The sequence below is a fragment of the Mucilaginibacter sp. genome, assembly GCF_965200995.1.
Classification (GTDB): Bacteria; Bacteroidota; Bacteroidia; order Sphingobacteriales; family Sphingobacteriaceae; genus Mucilaginibacter.
Genome location: NZ_OZ241743.1, coordinates 296,088 through 314,191 on the forward strand (window position 1 = coordinate 296,088; position 18,104 = coordinate 314,191).

9 protein-coding genes are annotated in these 18,104 nt (G+C 42.9%); 3 read left to right on the forward strand and 6 right to left on the reverse strand.

Annotated elements, in window-relative coordinates:
• Nucleotides 1-14: 14 nt before the first annotated feature.
• From ACY652_RS01495 to ACY652_RS01505, 3 genes are all read right to left on the reverse strand, one after another.
• Nucleotides 15-3,587 (reverse strand): VCBS repeat-containing protein, encoded by a 3,573-nt coding sequence (locus ACY652_RS01495; RefSeq protein WP_462266153.1) that lies wholly within the window; start codon nt 3,585-3,587, stop codon nt 15-17.
• A 93-nt stretch (nt 3,588-3,680) separates the two neighbouring features.
• Entirely contained in the window at nt 3,681-5,513 is a 1,833-nt protein-coding gene (locus tag ACY652_RS01500) for a RagB/SusD family nutrient uptake outer membrane protein (protein ID WP_462266154.1), read from the reverse strand.
• A gap of 20 nt (nt 5,514-5,533) precedes the next feature.
• Nucleotides 5,534-8,722: a SusC/RagA family TonB-linked outer membrane protein gene (locus ACY652_RS01505; protein WP_462266155.1), complete on the reverse strand. Its 3,189-nt coding sequence runs from the start codon at nt 8,720-8,722 to the stop codon at nt 5,534-5,536.
• A gap of 796 nt (nt 8,723-9,518) precedes the next feature.
• On the opposite strand from ACY652_RS01505, the gene ACY652_RS01510 reads away from it, so the two are divergent.
• Entirely contained in the window at nt 9,519-9,833 is a 315-nt protein-coding gene (locus ACY652_RS01510; RefSeq protein WP_462266156.1) for a hypothetical protein, read from the forward strand.
• Between the two features lie 459 nt (nt 9,834-10,292).
• Here the strand turns inward: ACY652_RS01510 and ACY652_RS01515 are convergent, their stop codons facing one another.
• Nucleotides 10,293-11,225 (reverse strand): NADP-dependent oxidoreductase, encoded by a 933-nt coding sequence (locus tag ACY652_RS01515; protein WP_462266157.1) that lies wholly within the window; start codon nt 11,223-11,225, stop codon nt 10,293-10,295.
• Between the two features lie 150 nt (nt 11,226-11,375).
• Nucleotides 11,376-12,359 (reverse strand): aldo/keto reductase, encoded by a 984-nt coding sequence (locus ACY652_RS01520; RefSeq protein ID WP_462266158.1) that lies wholly within the window; start codon nt 12,357-12,359, stop codon nt 11,376-11,378.
• A gap of 276 nt (nt 12,360-12,635) precedes the next feature.
• Here ACY652_RS01520 and ACY652_RS01525 point away from each other — a divergent pair, with 276 nt between their 5' ends.
• Together ACY652_RS01525 and ACY652_RS01530 are read left to right on the forward strand one after the other, a co-directional pair.
• On the forward strand, nt 12,636-15,344 hold the full coding sequence (locus ACY652_RS01525) for a M14 family metallopeptidase (RefSeq protein ID WP_462266159.1): 2,709 nt from the start codon (nt 12,636-12,638) through the stop codon (nt 15,342-15,344).
• Between the two features lie 1,196 nt (nt 15,345-16,540).
• On the forward strand, nt 16,541-16,909 hold the full coding sequence (locus tag ACY652_RS01530) for a response regulator transcription factor (RefSeq protein WP_462266160.1): 369 nt from the start codon (nt 16,541-16,543) through the stop codon (nt 16,907-16,909).
• A 56-nt stretch (nt 16,910-16,965) separates the two neighbouring features.
• Here ACY652_RS01530 and ACY652_RS01535 read toward each other — a convergent pair whose 3' ends face one another.
• Nucleotides 16,966-18,093 carry a hypothetical protein gene (locus ACY652_RS01535; RefSeq protein WP_462266161.1) on the reverse strand — a complete coding sequence of 376 codons (1,128 nt, stop codon included), beginning with the start codon at nt 18,091-18,093 and terminating at the stop codon, nt 16,966-16,968.
• Nucleotides 18,094-18,104: the final 11 nt, after the last annotated feature.

Below are 18,104 nucleotides of genomic sequence, written 5' to 3' on the forward strand. Positions count from 1 at the left end.
TAGCAAATACAATATCAATCAAGTTTAAGGCTGCGGCTTTCTCCTTTATTATTAGTAACGGTAACTGTGGCCATGTGCTCATCCAGCTTTATAAACCGGGCCGACTGCGATAAGAATGAGGCGCCCTGATAAAACTCTTGCTTTTGCCGGGTGCCGTTTTTGTATTTTATATCCGCAAAAGCATCATTGGGTAGCAAGTTATATAATTTAGCTTTTCGTTTAAGCTGGTATAATTTCATAACGTCGCGGTTCTGAGTAGCGGCTATCATATAGTTGTTGTTTGCTCCCCTTAACTTTACCAGCGCCTTACCATTGCCCTGTATATATATACCGCTTTTTAAAATACTAAGTGGTTGAAAACCGCCCTTACCATTACCTTTCAGATACAAACCGTTCAGGGCATCATACCGGCCGGTAGTTACTTCTGTGCCGTAATCGTTACCGTTTACAATCACGTCCAGGTTGCCGTCACCGTCAAAATCATCAACGGTTATACCGCACCATACGGATGCCTGCGCCTCAATGTGTAGTGCTTTGCAAGTAAACTTACCTTTGCCATCATTTTGCAGGTAGCAGGTTTGCAGGTTATTTACTTTAAGCCGCTGCTCCCCCTTGCGCATGTCCGGTGTTATCATCTCATCCATTGTAGCTGTGGCAAATGATTTATAATTTTGAAACTTTATACGCATACTGATCATCTGCTTTACAACATCATCCCGCGTTTGCGCCGGAAACTCCTTTAGCTTGCCTTCCTGATCTTTCAGGTATAATGAAGGAAAAGCATCATAGCTGCCATTCTGATCATAATCCTTTGCTGTAATAAACATCGGATATTTATCGCTCGCTTTGTAAAAGGTATTGAGCCCGGTATTCCCTGCTAAATAATCAATATCACCGTCGTGGTCAAAATCGCCCGCGGCTATGGTATTCCACCAGCCCAGTTCATTGCTCATGCCCGAGGATGCCGTTACATCTTTGAACGCACCTTTATTATTCTTAAGAAATTTAACCGGCATCCACTCACCAGCCATGATGAGGTCGGGCCAGCCATCATTGTCAAAATCGGTAAACAAGGCATCACATACCAGTCCGGCATTATGCAACGCTGGCGCTACCGAGGCCGTTACATCCGTAAATTTAACTTGACCGCTCCTACTATCATTACGTAATATACAACTGGATACCGGTTTAGGATAATTCCACGGACTTACCCGGCCCGATACAAATAGGTCAATATCGCCATCCTTATCATAGTCCACACCACGTACGCATAGCTTGCTGGTATAGTTTTGCGGCAATGCATTAGCCGCTAAGGTATAATTCCCTTTGCCATCGTTGATATAAAGGCGGTCCTGGTATGCAGGAGAGTTGGGCTCGTTCTCATAGCCGCCGCTGGCTATGTATAAATCCAGGTCGCCATCACCATCGGCATCAAACAACAGGGTGCCTTCATCTTTAACCGTAGCTTTACCCGCAAGCGGCGCTGCCAGTGCTTTTTGTATGAATTTACCATTGGCTTGTTGCAATAATACCTGTGCCGGATATTTTGAGGTACCTCCAATCACCATATCATCATAACCGTTACCATCCACATCTCCGGCGGATAAAGCAGGTGCATACTCGGACAGCTTATGCGGTAACAGTTTTTGAATGTTAAAGTCGATAAAGTCATCATCCTGGTGCTTATAATTAATGCCACGGGCCCTTGTTACTTCAGTAAACAGGCTTTGGGTATTGATTGCAGGCCGATTGAAACTGTAAGGCTTGCGGGCGTTGGCATAATTTACCTTTAGCAAGGTATCAGCCTTCACCTGCGTAAGGGTTTGCTGCATACCGCCGGGCCACTTAATTACCACCGAATCCACCTTGCTAATCTTACCTAAGCCAAAGTGAGCAATATTTTGCATGGTGGACAAATAACCCCGGAAAGGATTATGCTCATACACCTGATGCTGCCCATGATTATAATAAATATCAGCCCATGCACCTAAGCCTTCTTTGTTATCCTTATTTCCTTCAAAGGCAATCTGCAGGTAATGGTTACGATTGCCTTCATTCTCGCGACTTGTGTTTTTATACACCATAGCCTCAGAGTTGATGTTATTAATCACCATATCCAAATCGCCATCATTGTCTAAATCGGCATATACGCCGCCGTTAGAGAATGTTGAAACGGTTAGGCCCCAATCCTTACTAACATCGTCAAACCGCAGGTTACCTTTATTATGATAAGCATAGTTTGGAATTTGTACCACCGGTATTTGTGTAAGCACCTGCTGCTTTGAAGCAACAGCTACCGCATTGTTGCGAAAGGCTAAAAAATCATGGTCAGTTACGTCTCGCGGGTAGCCGTTGGTAATCACTATATCGCGGTAGCCGTCATTGTCAAAATCGGTGATGATGGGGCACCAGCTCCAATCGGTTTGTGCAATACCGCTTAAGAAAGCCATTTCCCCAAAAGCCGGGTCGCCAATGGAATCATTCTGCCCCACCCTGGGCCCCTCATTCACTTGCAAAGTATTGCGGGGATACTGATACTGGTAATGATAGTAATCGAAGTTCTGGTACATCTGGTACGAGTTGGGACTCATGAACATCTTTTTCCGGTAATTATCCTCCGGGTTCATGTCCAGCTCAAACACATCTGCCAGGCCATCATTGTTGATATCTATTACATCCTGCCCCATACCGCTGGCCGAAGTATGCTTAAAGTACTGCTGTGATTTGTCGGTAAACGTACCGTTATGGTTGTTGATGTACAGGATATTACTGGAGAGAAAATCGTTGGTAACATAGATGTCTTTCCAGCCATCGCGGTTAATATCCACAATGGTAGTACCATGCCCATAACCCATAATGGTAATTCCTGCCTGTTTGGACACATTAGTAAACATGCCATGCCCCAACCCTGCATTATAATCATTACGATACAGGCGCCCTGTGCTGGGATGGCTGCCATCGGTAACCGTAGGTTTGAATATACTCTGGTTATCATCCTGAAGCGATTCGTTTACGGTAAGGTACATATCCAGATCGCCGTCATTATCATAATCAAAGAACGAAGCCATGGTGGAATGGCAGTTGGCATCCAAACCGTAATCTTTTGCCTGTTCTTTGAAACGCGGCACTCCATTGGCTGCGTTACCAGTATTGATATAAAGCAAGTTGGTGCGCTTAGCCGGATCATTTAATAAGGTATTACATACATAAATATCAGGGCGGCCATCATTGTTAATGTCTACCACAGCTACGCCCCGGCCCCAGCCGCCTTTACCGCCTACACCGGCCTGCGGGGTAATATCCTCAAATTTAAACCCGCCCCTGTTGAGGTACAATTTATTAGATACCGCATTGCCGGTAAAGTAAATATCAGGCAAACCATCGCCATTAAAATCTCCAATACCCACGCCCCCGCCGTTATAGATATTGATCATATCCAGCGGGTTGATCGAATCATTCTCGATGATTTTATTATTAAAGGTTATACCGGTTTGCGACGAAGGCATTTGCTTAAAAAGCGTAGCTTTTTTGCAGGAATATAATGCAGTGGAAAGAAACAGTATAAACAGGGAAGTAAAAATTCTCATGCCTGAAACAATTTTGGGCTTTGGCTATAACGCAAAAAAAGAGGTGAAGATATAAAATCTTCACCTCTTTTTTATGAAAAACCGTAAGGCTGATTAATAGCCGGGGTTTTGTTTGATGTTACCCTGAGTAATATCAATTTGTGCCTGTGGTACAGGGAACAATTCGTTTTTACCTTGTGTAAACCGTGCACCTCTTAACAGCGTTTGCGGGAAGTTGGCAATGCTGTTGGTGTGGGTTAAAAAGGCATTGATCTGGGCTGCCATAAAGCCGGCACCCATCACACCACCGGTTGAACCGTCCCAGCGCTGCAAGTCAAAGTAGCGATGACCTTCCATACCGAATTCCAATTTGCGCTCGAACTGCACAGCAGCGCGGGCCGCGTCTTTGGAAGCAAAAGGAGTTGTATATAAGCCAACCTTATAGTTAGCAGCATACTGGGTATTATCAACAATTGTTTTTGACGCGTCTGTACCAGTGTAACCAGTCAAACGGCCTTTCACCCAGTTTGAAGGATCGGCGGCACGTGCCCTAACTTGGTTAATGTAACCTTGTGCAGTTGCTAAACTACCTACTTCAATTTCGCATTCTGCTGCCCAAAGCAGCACATCAGCAAAACGGATCAGGTTATAAGAGTTAGCAGTTGCCTGGTTGGGCGCCCAGCCACCGTAAGTATCACTGGTGGTAGCTTGCGCACCTTTGTAATATACGTTTTTAATAGGGCTGTAAGGGCCGCCATTCACCTGGTCACGGGCCCAGGCAGCTCCCGGATGGATACCCCAGTCCAGGTAAGGAATACCGCGACGACCTGCAGTCCAATCCAAACGTGAATCTACAGGAGTAGTTACGTCAGGGAAGTAAGCAACACTTTCAGCAGCAACACCTTCATCATTTTTCAAATCAGAATTGTCGAAAGTTGTAATTAAAGGCAATCCATTTGCATCAACTTTAAATGAATTTACCAAACTAAAAGTAGGGTTGTAGAAACCGCAGCAGGTAGCAGGGCCGCCTGAAGGGAAGTTCAACACATCTCCACCATTACCGTTAAAGCCGCCGGCATTATCACCTACCGAAGTTTGCACCTGGAATACAGATTCTACACCATTACGTGTTGATGGATTAAAGTTATCCGCAAACTTACCTAATGCTAATTTTTTGCCACCTGCATTTACACCATTAGTAATAATATCCCTTAACAAAGTTAAAGCTTCGTTATACTTATGATCAAACATGTAGGCTTTAGCTAAGAATGCCTCTGCTGAATACTTGTTGGCACGGCCAATTTGCGGCTGGGTTGCAGGCAAAGCATCGGCTGCTGCTTTAAAATCAGCTTCTATCTTATCCCAGATCGGCCCAGGGTTACCTACATTGTAATTACCATTATCATAAGTGATGGTTTCATCAGCATAAGGTACGTTACGCCAGATCTTAGCCAGTTCCATGTGGTAAAAACCACGCAGAAAACGGGCTTCACCTGTTACTACTTTTGCATAATCAGCGCTAACTGAACCATCAGTTACCAGTGGCAGTTCGCGAATTACGTCATTGGCACGTTGTACGCCGTTAAACATTACACGCCATTTCGGGTCCAGGTAACCGTTAACGCCTGAAGCGGTATATGAAGCAATTTGCGCGGCACCTGGCTGATCACCGTTGGTTGAGCCTTTAAAGGCATCACCGCCTGCTACACCACCATATACCCAGTTGTTGGTACCAGAAGTCCAGGGATCAGCCGGACCGTCTTGCAATACACCATCCAACAGTGAATACGCACCGATCAGCAAACCATCTACACCTGCTTTATTAGCCAGTACCGTTTGGTTTAAAGTACCGCCTGGAGCTTTATCCAAAAAGTTTTTACAGGAGAACGAAGTAGCCATTAAAGCTATCGCACCCGGAACAATTATTTTATATTTTAAATTTTTCATTATTTATTTTGTTAAGCGAATTAGAAACTCAAATTAACACCAATTAAATATCTGCGCTCGTTGTTAGGGTAGTTACCATAATCAATACCAATTGCATTTTGGTTACCACCGGTAGCCTGAATTTCAGGATCTAAGCCTTTATACTTAGTAATGGTAAACAAGTTAGCGCCCTGTAAGTAAATACGCAAGCGGTCTATACTAACTGCCTTTAACAATGAAGGGCTGAAAGTATAACCAATTTGCAAAGTACGTAATTTCAGGAATGAACCAGACTCTACATAGTAAGAGTTAACCTGCTGATCCGTACTAAAAGAACTTGGCAACGACTGATTTACAGCAGCTGGATTCAGGTTAGTTGGTGTCCATGAATTGTACAGCGCATCCTTGTTTTTGTTACCAGGGAAAGTGGTGTAGAATTCAGTAAAGTATTTCACATAATTAAACACCTTGTTACCGTATACACCGTATAAGGTTGCTAATATATCAATGTTTTTATATTTAGCGCTCAGGTTTAAACCGTAGTTGAACTTAGGGTTAGGATTACCAATGTAAGTACGATCCTTATCATCAATTACTTTATCACCATTTAAATCAGCAAACTTGAAAGCGCCCGGAGCTGCACCGGCCTGAGTTGGAGATGCGGCAACATCAGCAGCACTGCTAAAGTAACCTATTTGCTTGTAACCATAAAATTCACCAACTGAATGGCCAAGCTCGTTTCTAACAATGGTACCAATACGTGAACCGGCAGTAGGAACGTTGAAAGGCAAATCAGTAATACGGTTTTTGTAAGTAGTAAAGTTAGCGCTGATATCAAAGCTCAGATCGCTGCTCGGGCGAATGTGATAAGTAGCAGAAGCTTCAAAACCCTTATTTTTGATTTCACCTAAGTTAACAAACGGAGGTGCAGCGCCACCTAAAGTAGCCGGTAATGTTACCTGGAACAGGAAATCAGAAGAAGTTTTTACGAAATACTCTGCAGTTACATCCAGCTTATTACCAAAGAAGGTACCATCAAAACCAAAGTTCAGCGTCTTGTCAGTTTCCCAAGTGGTATTGCGGTTACCTAACTGGCTGTTATAGAAACCTAATGTTGGCGTGTTGTATGAGCCGTCAATAGGGTAAAAAGAAACACCAGCTCTTTGAGAATACAGTGTAAAAGCATTGGCACCAGAAGTATTACCAGCAAATGCTGCCAAACCGTAGCTGCCACGCAATTTCAAATCGTTAATCCAGGTAAATTGCTTCATGAAATCCTCTTGCGAAATTCTCCAGGCCAGAGAAAATGCCGGGAAAGTACCGTATTTGCGGCCGGTAAAAAATGCAGAGTAACCATCACGACGTACAGTTGCACCCAAGATATACTTATCGTTATACTGATAATCTAAACGTGCAAATTCTGACTGGCGAGAAGTTGGAAAATAACTTAAACCACTATTTATAGTACGATTTGCTAATGCAGTGTTAGATAAACTAACATAATCAGGCTCTATAGAGAAAGGATTTAAGCCCTGACCGCTTATGTTACGGTTATAGTTATCCTGCTGCTCATAGCCCGCTAATACTTTCAAATTGTGCTTTCCAAATATCTGTGCGTATTGTACTGTATTGGTCCAGTTGTAAGTACTGTTAAACCCGGAACCTTCACCATAATTTGCAGGCACCGCATGGTTTTCACCGCTTTCGTATGGGTTAGGATTGATATAGGTGAAATAGTAGTTATTAAACCTGATGTTGTACGAAGTACGTGCAGTAAAATGCTTCAGGAAGTCGGCTTCAGCAAAACCGGTAGCAATTACTTCCCAGTTCTTATTGGTATTGTTAGCAACACGCTCACGTATAGCAACCGGGTTATTGGCATTACCTAACTGGGCAATACCAGCATAAGTACCACCATAATTACCGCCAATATCATAAATCGGAATATTAGGCTGTATACGGTAAGTGTAAGAAACCGCGTTACCTTCATCCAAATTCGTATATCCGCCAGGAGTGCTGGTAAAATAAGCCTGTGCAGTTTCACCAATGCGGATATGATCCTTTATATTAAAGGTAGTATTTACACGGGCGCTGTATCTTTTATAAAAAGAATTAAGCAGCGTACCGTTTTGATTCAAGTAATTAAATGACAAGAAATAGCTGTTCTTATCATTTGCACCGCTTGCACTTAATGAATGTGAAGTGAAAGGAGCTGGCTTAAAAATAGCATGAAACCAATCTGTACCTGCACCGGTTGCAAACTGCTGGATTAAGTAATCATTTCCAGAATTTTGCGGGTCAAACTTGTATAAAGCCGGATTTGCACCACCGGTGGTTGAGTTAGTAACGCCTTTAGCACCAGCACCTTGGTAACCATAAGCTGCATATTTGCCATTAATTAATAATGGGTTGGTTGGATCAGCTAAATTAAGTAAGGATGTAAACTCATCTGCACCTAACAAGTTTAACGGGTTACCTGGTAATGGGCGTTGTGTACCATAATATGCATCATAAGAAATGGTAGATTTACCTTTACCTTTTTTGGTTGTAATCAATACTACACCATTACCACCGGATACACCGTATTGCGCAGTACCCACAGCATCCTTCAATACGCTGATTGATTCGATGTCATTTGGGTTGATATCACGCATACTGTTGGTTTGCACACCGTCAATTACATACAGTGGCTGCGAGTTCTGGAAGTTACCAATACCGCGAATGTAAACCTGGGCATCAGAACCCGGGTTACCTTGTGTTACTACAGTAACACCGGCAGCCTGGCCTTGCAGTAACTGATCAGAACTTGCAGTTGCCAATTGCTTTGCAGCACTTACGTTTACTGTAGCTACTGAACCGGAGATGTCCTTTTTAAGCTGGGTAGTATAACCAGTTACTACTACTTCGTTTAATGAGTTCTGGTTGGTTGCCAGCGTTACTGACAGTGTGGTAGAAGCTCCGATAGTTACATCCTGACTTTGATAGCCGATGTAAGAAATAGTAAGCACCTGACCACGGGCGGCACTAATGCCGAAGTTACCGTTTGCATCAGTAACTGTGCCAAAGGTGGTGCCTTTCAGGCGCACAGATGCGCCGATAACAGGCTGCCGGTCATCAGCGCCTATTACTTTACCGGTAATTCTGGTTTGTGCTGATGCCGCCATTGAGAGAAGCAGGCAGCAGAACAGCCCTAAAATTACCCTTCCTTTAAGAAGTAGATTTTTAAGCATGTGTTTTTTGAATTTAGTTGATTAATTTATATAAGTTGTTGATTAAGCTACGGGAGCGCATAAAAACTTAAAAGCACAATTGCACATCCCTGTGCCGGCAATGTGATGCTGTAAGTGTAATGCTGTTGATGAAGAAGAGGAAAGTAGACTTTTAGCCATACGCAATTAGGGTTAATATTTATTATACTATTAATCAATACCGATTTAAGTTATCGGGACTATAAATAAAAATGTAATACTGTTAATACTACCTGGTTTACAACTGGTAGCAAGCGGTTTAAATTTGCCTGCTATTTATTTTTCTAATGTAGAAATCAGACGAGGAAAAGACAACAGTGTAAAAAGATTTGCAAAAAAATCACTTAAACGCGCTGTGCCTAATATTATTAATAATTATTTAACACCAAATTTATAAAAACCTACTGCGGACACCATTTTTTTTGGAAATTTTTAAAACAATATTATAAAACTTTTGAATGCTCTTTTTCCACATTTTTAAAATGTACAGTTGAAAACAGCATAATGTCCACAGTTTTTTCTGAGATTATAGTGAGGCCTGTATATTAATCTGGAGCATGGTAAAACTATTGGATGATGATAGTGTAACAGCGTTTAAGGTGATTAATTTAATGAAAATTTATGCTGTATTTACTTAAAAGCAATACATTTAAATCCGGCCTTCAATTATAATATTGTAAAGGATTGTTCTACAATGGTGCGATATAAAAATGAGGCAGTTGGTACCAGGTAGTTACCAATGGTTGTTACTGTGTATCTTTGAAAAATTAGCAGCAGTTTGAATCCGGTTAGTGAAGTGAAATGCCCGCATTGCAGGGAGTGGACGCTGTGGCGCGGGCATATTGATGACCGGTGCCTCTATTGCGGCTCCTTTTTAGATCCGCAGCGATTTTCGCGCGAGGTAGAAAAGAAGATACGCCGCGAAGTTGTAACCGAAAACGATCTTTTTTACATTGGCCCGCATGATGGACCGGTAAGGCGTTACCTGAAGCAGCGGCTTAATGCTATGCGGTGGCTGCTCTATTATGTGCAGTTAGTATTTGTAACCTTCATCAGCCTTATTATGCTATTGCTTAGCTTGCTGGCCGGCTAAATGAAAACCCTTTGCAATCCCTACTTTGTGATTTGCTGTATAATATGGCTTGTTATTCAGCTAACGCGCTCATTGCTGCCGGTCGCCCCTGCTTATATTAATGGCTACCTTACTGATTTTGCCGCAGGGCCGGTGATAGCTACACTTGGCTTATGTTTTATGCGGGTAGTGGTTATCCGCAATAATTATTACGTTCTTTCACCTAAACAAGTGGCATTTGTAATTATTTACCTGTCTTTGCTATTTGAAGGGCTTTTGCCTCTGCTATCAAATAAATATACTGCTGATTGGGCGGACATTGTTTTGTACGCAAGCGGAGGCATATTCTTTTATAAAGTGATAAACAAACCTTTAACTTAAAATTATATAAATTACAGCAAAGGCAGTATTTCAGAAAAGAGGCCATAAAGCTATAAGGGCTATAGCTTTATGGCCTCATCAAAAAACATTATACGTTAACTATTCATCGTCCTGTACAACCTGAATTACGATCTTTCCCCTCACATGGCCTTCTTCACTTACCTTATGTGCTTCAGCTATTGCGTTCAGCGGATATATTTTTGTTATGATGGGCTGTATCTTACCTTCATTGAGCAAACCGCCTATAATATTAAGTTGTTCGGGCGTTGATTGCGCCATATACGGTATACCTTTAATGTTCTTTTCCTTCAGTATCTCCTCATCGGCAATACCTACGGTAGAAACCAATATACCTCCGGGCTTTAACACTTCTACCGAACGTTTTTGCGTTTCGCCGCCTATAGTATCATATACCACATCAAAGTCCTTAAGTAAATCTTCAAACTTATCTTTGTTATAATCGATAACTTCATCCGCACCTAAATCTTTCAAAAATTGGATGTTGGCTTCAGAAGAAGTGGTGGCCACATATGCCTTTTTCCATTTGGCAAACTGGATAGCAAAAGTACCTACCCCGCCAGAACCACCATGTATCAGAATCTTTTGGCCCTGCTGTAACTGCCCGTGGTCAAATATTCCCTGCCAGGCGGTTAAGCCGGCTAAGGGTATGGAGGCCGCAGTTTTGTAGTCTGCTTTTTCCGGCTTTAAAGCCAGTTCACTTACTTTCACAACTACATATTCAGCATATGTACCGTTCCGGCTTACATCAGGGCGGCCGTACACGGCATCTCCGGTTTTAAATGTGGTTACGCCACTACCTACCTTTTCTATAGTGCCGGATACATCCCAGCCTAAAATCAGCGGCAACTGGTAATCGCCATGCTGCCCTGAGCGCACTTTCCAGTCAATGGGATTAACACTGGTGGCATATATTTTCACCAATGCCTCACCGGCCTGCGGTTCAGGCGCAGGCACATCTTCATACTTTAATTGTTCGGGGCCGCCAAATTGGTGAATGATTACTGCTTTCATGGTTTTATTTACAAAAAGCCAAAGACCTGCAGCCCGAACGGGCTTCAAATTCTTTAGCAGTTAAAATTTAATAATTCTTTTATTGATTTATACCTGATTGATCGGGCCGGAAGTAACTACTTGTATTTTTCCGGTTTGCCTTCAGAAGTGTTATGATTTATCTACCAGCTTCCAGCTTTCTGCATTGTAGCGGTCGCCGGTATCCGGATAACGGACCAGCAAATCATCTATCGCTTTGAAATCGGTATCAGTAAGTACTACATCGGTACAGGCTGCATTGTCCTTTAACTTATCGCGCTTCTTGGTACCGGGAATGGGAATAACATTGTCGCCTTGTGCCAGCACCCAAGCCAGTGCCAGTTGTGCCGGTGTACAGCTTTTTTGCTGTGCAAGCTGTGCAAAGCCATTGGCTAAATTTGTGTTGTTCTGCTGATATGCCTCCTGAAAGCGGGGCAACCCCTTTCTGAAATCGTTATCGGGCACTTCATTCATATTTAAGGTATTGGTCATTAATCCCCGGGCCAGCGGGCTGAACGGCACAAAAGTAATATTCAATTCCTTACATACCGGCAGCACCTCCTTCTCCGCATCGCGGGTAAGCAGCGAGTACTCACTTTGCACCGCGCTGATAGGATGCACGGCATGTGCTTTACGGATGGAATTGGCAGAAACTTCGGACAGGCCGATGTATTTAACCTTACCCTGCTTTACCAGTTCGCCCATGGCACCTACCATTTCCTCAACCGGCACATTAGGATCAATACGGTGGGCATAGTATAAATCAATTACCTCTACCTTAAGGCGCTTCAAACTGGCTTCGACCGCCGTTTGCAGGTAGGAGGGCGAACCGTCAAAATAAGTGCCGCCTTCCGGCTTTGGCCGGAAACCAAACTTGGTGGCTATGAATACCTTATCCCGGTTAGGTGCCAGCACTTTTGAGATGAGCTGCTCATTTTCGCCGTTGCCATACACATCGGCCGTGTCCCAGAAATTGATACCTAAATCAAGCGCCAGGTGCAGGGTGGCTATTGATTCTTCATCATTGGTGGTGCCATAAGCATGGCTCATTCCCATACAACCTAATCCTATAGCCGAAAGGCTGATACTGGTATCAGCAAAATGCCTGTAATCCATATTTCACAAGAGTTTAATTTTTTAATTCACTTTAGCTATGATACTAAAAACTGAATAGCCAAAAGGTTTGAAAGATGTTGAGATAGTGAAGCGTATGGGTATGCTACATTTAAAGTTGTGGATTAATTAAGTATGGTATGAATTTACCTGTCATCTTCCCTGTATTTCTTGTAGAGAATATCCGACTCTGATAAAAGCTTCTCTCTCAACATTTTTACACCTTAACAGTGCAATTATAATATTAAATTGCAGGCATCAACCCTTTACACACTGCGCATGAAATTTAAATTTTACGCTGCCTTATATTTTGCCTGCTCGCTCAGCATGGTACGTGCCCAAAGCATTCCTTCCCCAAAACAACATTTTGGTTTTACCATAGGTGCGGATTACAAGCTGGCTAACTTTACCCAAACTGAAGCATATTTTAAAAAACTGGCTGCCAGTACGCGTACTAAATACATAGATATTGGCTTAACCGAAGAAGGGCGGCACCAGTTTATGCTGATCGTTTCTTCGCCTGCAAACATTAAACAGTTAGAAAAATACAAGCATATCTCTCAGCAATTGGCCCGTGCCGAAAATTTAACCGATGTGCAGGCCCGTGCCTTAGCTGCGCAGGGTAAGGCTGTAATATGGATTGACGGCGGATTACATGCCAACGAAACGGTGGGTATCCATCAGCTGATTGAAACGGCCTATCAGCTGGTAAGCCGCAATGATGCGGAGGTGAAGCATATTTTAGATAATACCATCATTTTACTGGTACATGCCAACCCCGACGGGCAGGAGCTGGTATCAAACTGGTACATGCAGGAAAAGGATTCCACTAAGCGCAACATGAATATACCGCGCTTATATGAGAAATATATAGGGCATGATAACAACCGCGATTTTTTTATGATGAACATGAAAGAAACGCAGAATATTACCCGCCAGCAGTACATTGAGTGGCTGCCGCAGATTGTGTACAACCATCACCAAACCGGCCCCGCCGGCTCGGTAGTGGCCGGCCCGCCCTACCGCGATCCGTTTAATTATGTATATGACCCCTTACTGGTAACCAGCATAGATGCGGTGGGCGCCGCCATGAACAACCGCATGAATGCCGAAAATAAACCAGGTTATACCCAGCGTAGCGGCACCAGTTTTTCCACCTGGTGGAACGGCGGCCTGCGCACCACGCCCTATTTTCATAACATGGTAGGGCTGCTTACTGAAATTATAGGCAGCCCTACCCCATCCAGCATTCCGCTGGTGCCTGAGCGGTTAATGCCGAACGGTGCTACGCCCAACCCGGTAGCGCCGCAGCCCTGGCACTTTAAGCAAAGCATCGATTATTCAGTTTCCTTAAATTATGCGGTGCTTAATTATGCGGCCGACCGGCGGCAGGATCTGCTGTTTAATATTTACCGCATGGGTAAAAATTCTATTGAACGCGGCAGCCGCGACAACTGGACTTTATCGCCAAAAAAGGTTGATTCCATCAACCGCGCTTTTAAGAAAGATACAGCTAACCGTCAGGCCGCCGCCGGAGGTATAAGGCCGTCGGCTATACCTGTAAAATATTATGATCAGGTGCTGAAAGACCCTACGCTGCGCGATGCACGGGGTTACATCATTCCGGCAAGTCAAACCGATTTCCCAACCGCCGTAAAATTCATTAATGCCCTGATACGTTCGGGTATAGCGGTACAGCAGGCTACGGATAATTTTATGGCAGGCGGCAAATCCTACCCTGCCGGCTCTTATATAGTAAAAACCAACCAGGCATTTCGCCCGCATGTGCTGGATATGTTCGAGCCGCAGGATCATCCTAATGATTTTCAATACCCCGGCGGCCCGCCGGTGCGGCCTTATGATATTACCGGCTGGACACTGGCCTACCAGATGGGCGTAAAATTTGACCGGGTGCTTGATGATTTTAACGGGCCTTTTAAACGGATTAATTATGGTGAGTTGCAACCTCGGCTTTTCGTAACTATGCCGACGCCAAATATATTACCGAAAGGTTATCTACTGGCAGCGGGTTCAAACAATTCATTTATCGCAGTCAATAAATTAATCAGTAGCGGCGAAAGCGTTTACCGCACTTCCAATGGTGATTTTTACGTAAAAAATGGTGCTCAATCGTTTAGAATATTAAATACAACAATGGCCAAAGTTGGTATTAATGTTCAGGCAGCCGGAGATTTTCCTGCAAACTCAATAAAAATCAATCCTGCCCGTATTGCTCTATTAGATGTTTACGGTGGCTCCATACCCGCCGGCTGGATTAAATGGTTAATGGAACAGTACCAGTTTCCTTACCAAATTATTTACCCACAAGATATTGATGCAGGCAACCTGAAAAGCAAGTATGATGTAATTGTATTTGCCAGCGGCACCATTCCGGCAGCCGGCAACCGCCGTGGCGGTGGTGAAGGTGGCCGTAACAATACGGTTCCTATAGAATATCAGCGCATGACTGGCCGGATTACGGCCGAAAAATCAGTGCCGCAGCTCAGGGCATTTTTAGAGGCGGGGGGACACGTAGTTACCATTGGCACCAGCGCCAATTTGGCTTACCATTTGAATTTACCTGTAAAGAATGCGTTAGTTGAAACTGCCGCCAACGGACAAACCCGCCCCTTACCCGAGGATAAGTTTTATATACCCGGCAGCATCCTGCAGGTAAGCGTGGATACCCGGCAGCCGGCCAACTGGGGCATGGAAGCCGTGGCCGATGTGGACTATGATACCAGCCCGGTATTTAAATTTGAGGCTGACGCCACTAAACAAGGATTAACGCCCCTTATGAGCTTTACTACTGCAAAACCATTAAGAAGCGGTTGGGCATTGGGGCAGCAGTACTTGTATAATACTGTAGCCGCGTTCGAAGCCCCGGTTAATAAAGGTAAGCTAACCGTTCTTGGCCCGGAAATAACTTTCAGGGGGCAGGCACAGGGTACCATCAAATTATTATTTAATCAATTGTACACCTATTGATTAATAATTTTTAAGCACCATTGTACACAAACCGAATTAAAGTTAAATTACAGCTCGCAGGCGGCTTTAAAATTGCGGTTAGATTTTTAAACAGCGATATTTTGCGTTGCTCGGGCAGGTATGAACCTACAGATGCCCGAACAGAGCGTAATTAATTGTTTATGTATTAAGCTAAAAATACAGATCAACCCTAATAAATAAACCACATAACAGATAATATTGAATTATATAATTATAAAATATTTAGCAAACTTCATTATTAATTACTATTCATTAAACAGTAAAGATTGATATTTAATATATTTATAATATATTTACAATGTTGATGCTCAAATAAAATACTTATTTAATATTTAAAATCAAACAGTCACATGGTCTTGTCAATTGTTGACGGTGATAACAGCAAAAAACTACCCACCTGCTACAAGTGTAAATCCCCTTTATCTTCGAGGGCAAAAAGAAGTGTGTTAGTAAAAGCTTTTCTTTTCTGGCTTCCGCTTAAAAGATATCAATGCCATAAATGTAAGCGCAAACGATATATTTTAAAACCATAACTAATTTTAGCCAACCATTGTAACATTACTGTTATAATTTACGCTTATACATCTGAGTTGCACTTTGTAACGTACTATTATTTTATTGAATTGTATAAGCCGTGCCTGCAAAAAGTACCTCGCAAAAACATGTTTGCCCTTCCTGCAAACAACCTTTCCATTTTCAACAGCATCGAAGCTGGTTTGTAAAAAATGTGCTATACTTTCTTCCTCTGCGCAAATATTATTGTGCAAAATGTAAAAAGAGCCGCTACGTGTTTAGTAAGGCATAAATTAAATTGTCTATTTATTTTCGTACAATAAGTGTACTATATACCACTCAATCTGTTAAGAACAGTTATGGTTTGATTGAAGGTTAACACCCTCAGGATGGCTATACATCAAAGTTGAAGTTTAAGCGTCTAACAGACAAGAAAATAGTTTTTTGCATTACCAAAGATTATGTTAACCCTGCTATCTGGTGCTTATCTTTATATTATCAGCAAAATATTGATATTGTATAAATGAACTTATCGTTCAATTTTTCCACAATTTAAATTCATGGCTTATATATTGTAACCACCTGTATAGCAAACCACTGATAAAGTAAAAAATTTAGGCTATCGCCTTTATGACTGTTTGCAATTATAATATATACAGTAAATGAGCAGAATATTAGCAGTAGACGACGACAGGGATATTTTGGATGTTATACAGTTTATTCTTGAAGATTCAGGTTACGAGGTTGCTACCTTGTCAGATGGCACCAAATTGCTGGCTACTATACAAGAACATACACCCGATCTGATACTGCTGGATATTATGTTAGGCAATGTAGATGGCCGCGATCTGTGTAAAAATGTAAAGGCTGAAGACAGTATGCATGATATCCCTGTCATCATGATCTCTGCAAGCCATAACTTGTCAGACGTTTTAAGGCAGGATTGTGCTCCTGATGATTTTATTGCCAAGCCGTTTGACATTAATGTGCTTTTGAATAAAATTAAGGTACAATTGAAAGCTGCTGCTTAACATCAGAATGCTTCATTTTTTTTTAATACCTAAACAATTTTGTTGTTTCTATTCATTTACACCTTTGTATTTAAGTAAATATTCAGTTCATCTTTAATTTTCCGCTCCCAGCCAAGTTGTGCAGCAGCATCCTGACCATGCCGGGTTTCATTATCGTAATCTTCCTGCATCACATTCATCTGGTGGTAGAACTTATAATAAGCCGCATGGATAACGCCATCGTACTCCTCTACCGGCAAAGTTGTTTGCAGCAACTGCCGTTTGTAACGCTCACTAATGATTTTCACAATGTCGAAATGCAGTTGTTCATGGCTTAAGGCTGCCGGCGTGCGGCTGTAGTTCTTTACCCAACAGGCACTTTTAGGTACGTATACTTTTATTGCCATGTTAACCTTTACCACACCATTGGTTAATTTTTGGTGCAGATCAAACCCAAAACCCGGAAATACTGAAGCTGCATAGCGGCTGCCGTAAGGTTTATCCCTGAAATCATCCCACCTCAGCGGGCGCGAAGGGCTATAATATATGGTGTCTCCCTCCACCGGCTCACTGTAGTCCATAATGTTCAAATGAACAGCAGTGGCCAGCTGCAGGTTATGATCAGCCTCCTGTTTCATCCAATTTGAAAAATAAGCTAAGCCATTTACCAGGCTGCGCCTTAAACCGGGTTCAATTACCATGCGGTTTCCACTGGGGCGTATATAGTGCATACCTCCCTTGTAGTCAATTAAATGTACAGTATCGTTACCACGTTGGATACCGAAAGATAATTCTGTGGTTACCCGGCCATCTATACGCAGGTCGGGTAAAAGCGTTTCAATTACTCTGAGTTGCCTGATGCCAACAATTATGCTGCGCTTCTTATTACCGTTCAAAACGTTGCGGGCAATAAATTTGCGCAACGCATTTACTGTTCCGCCCTGCAGGTTGGTTTTCTCAATGGCTGTAGTTCCTGCTGCACCATCGGGAATAAGCCAGGCCACGGCAGCGGCATCTGTGCGTTCATCGGCTATGCCGGTTATGGCATAGGTATCAGCCTCCAGCGGTTGCGGCTCATTTTGCAGTATAATAGCGGCTGCCGGCTGCGGAGGATTCTGATAGGCTGTAAAAAGCACAGCCAGCAGGCTTGCGGTAAACAGCAACATGACACGCCCAACACCCAATCTTAACTTTTTTTGCATCATATTTATAACGA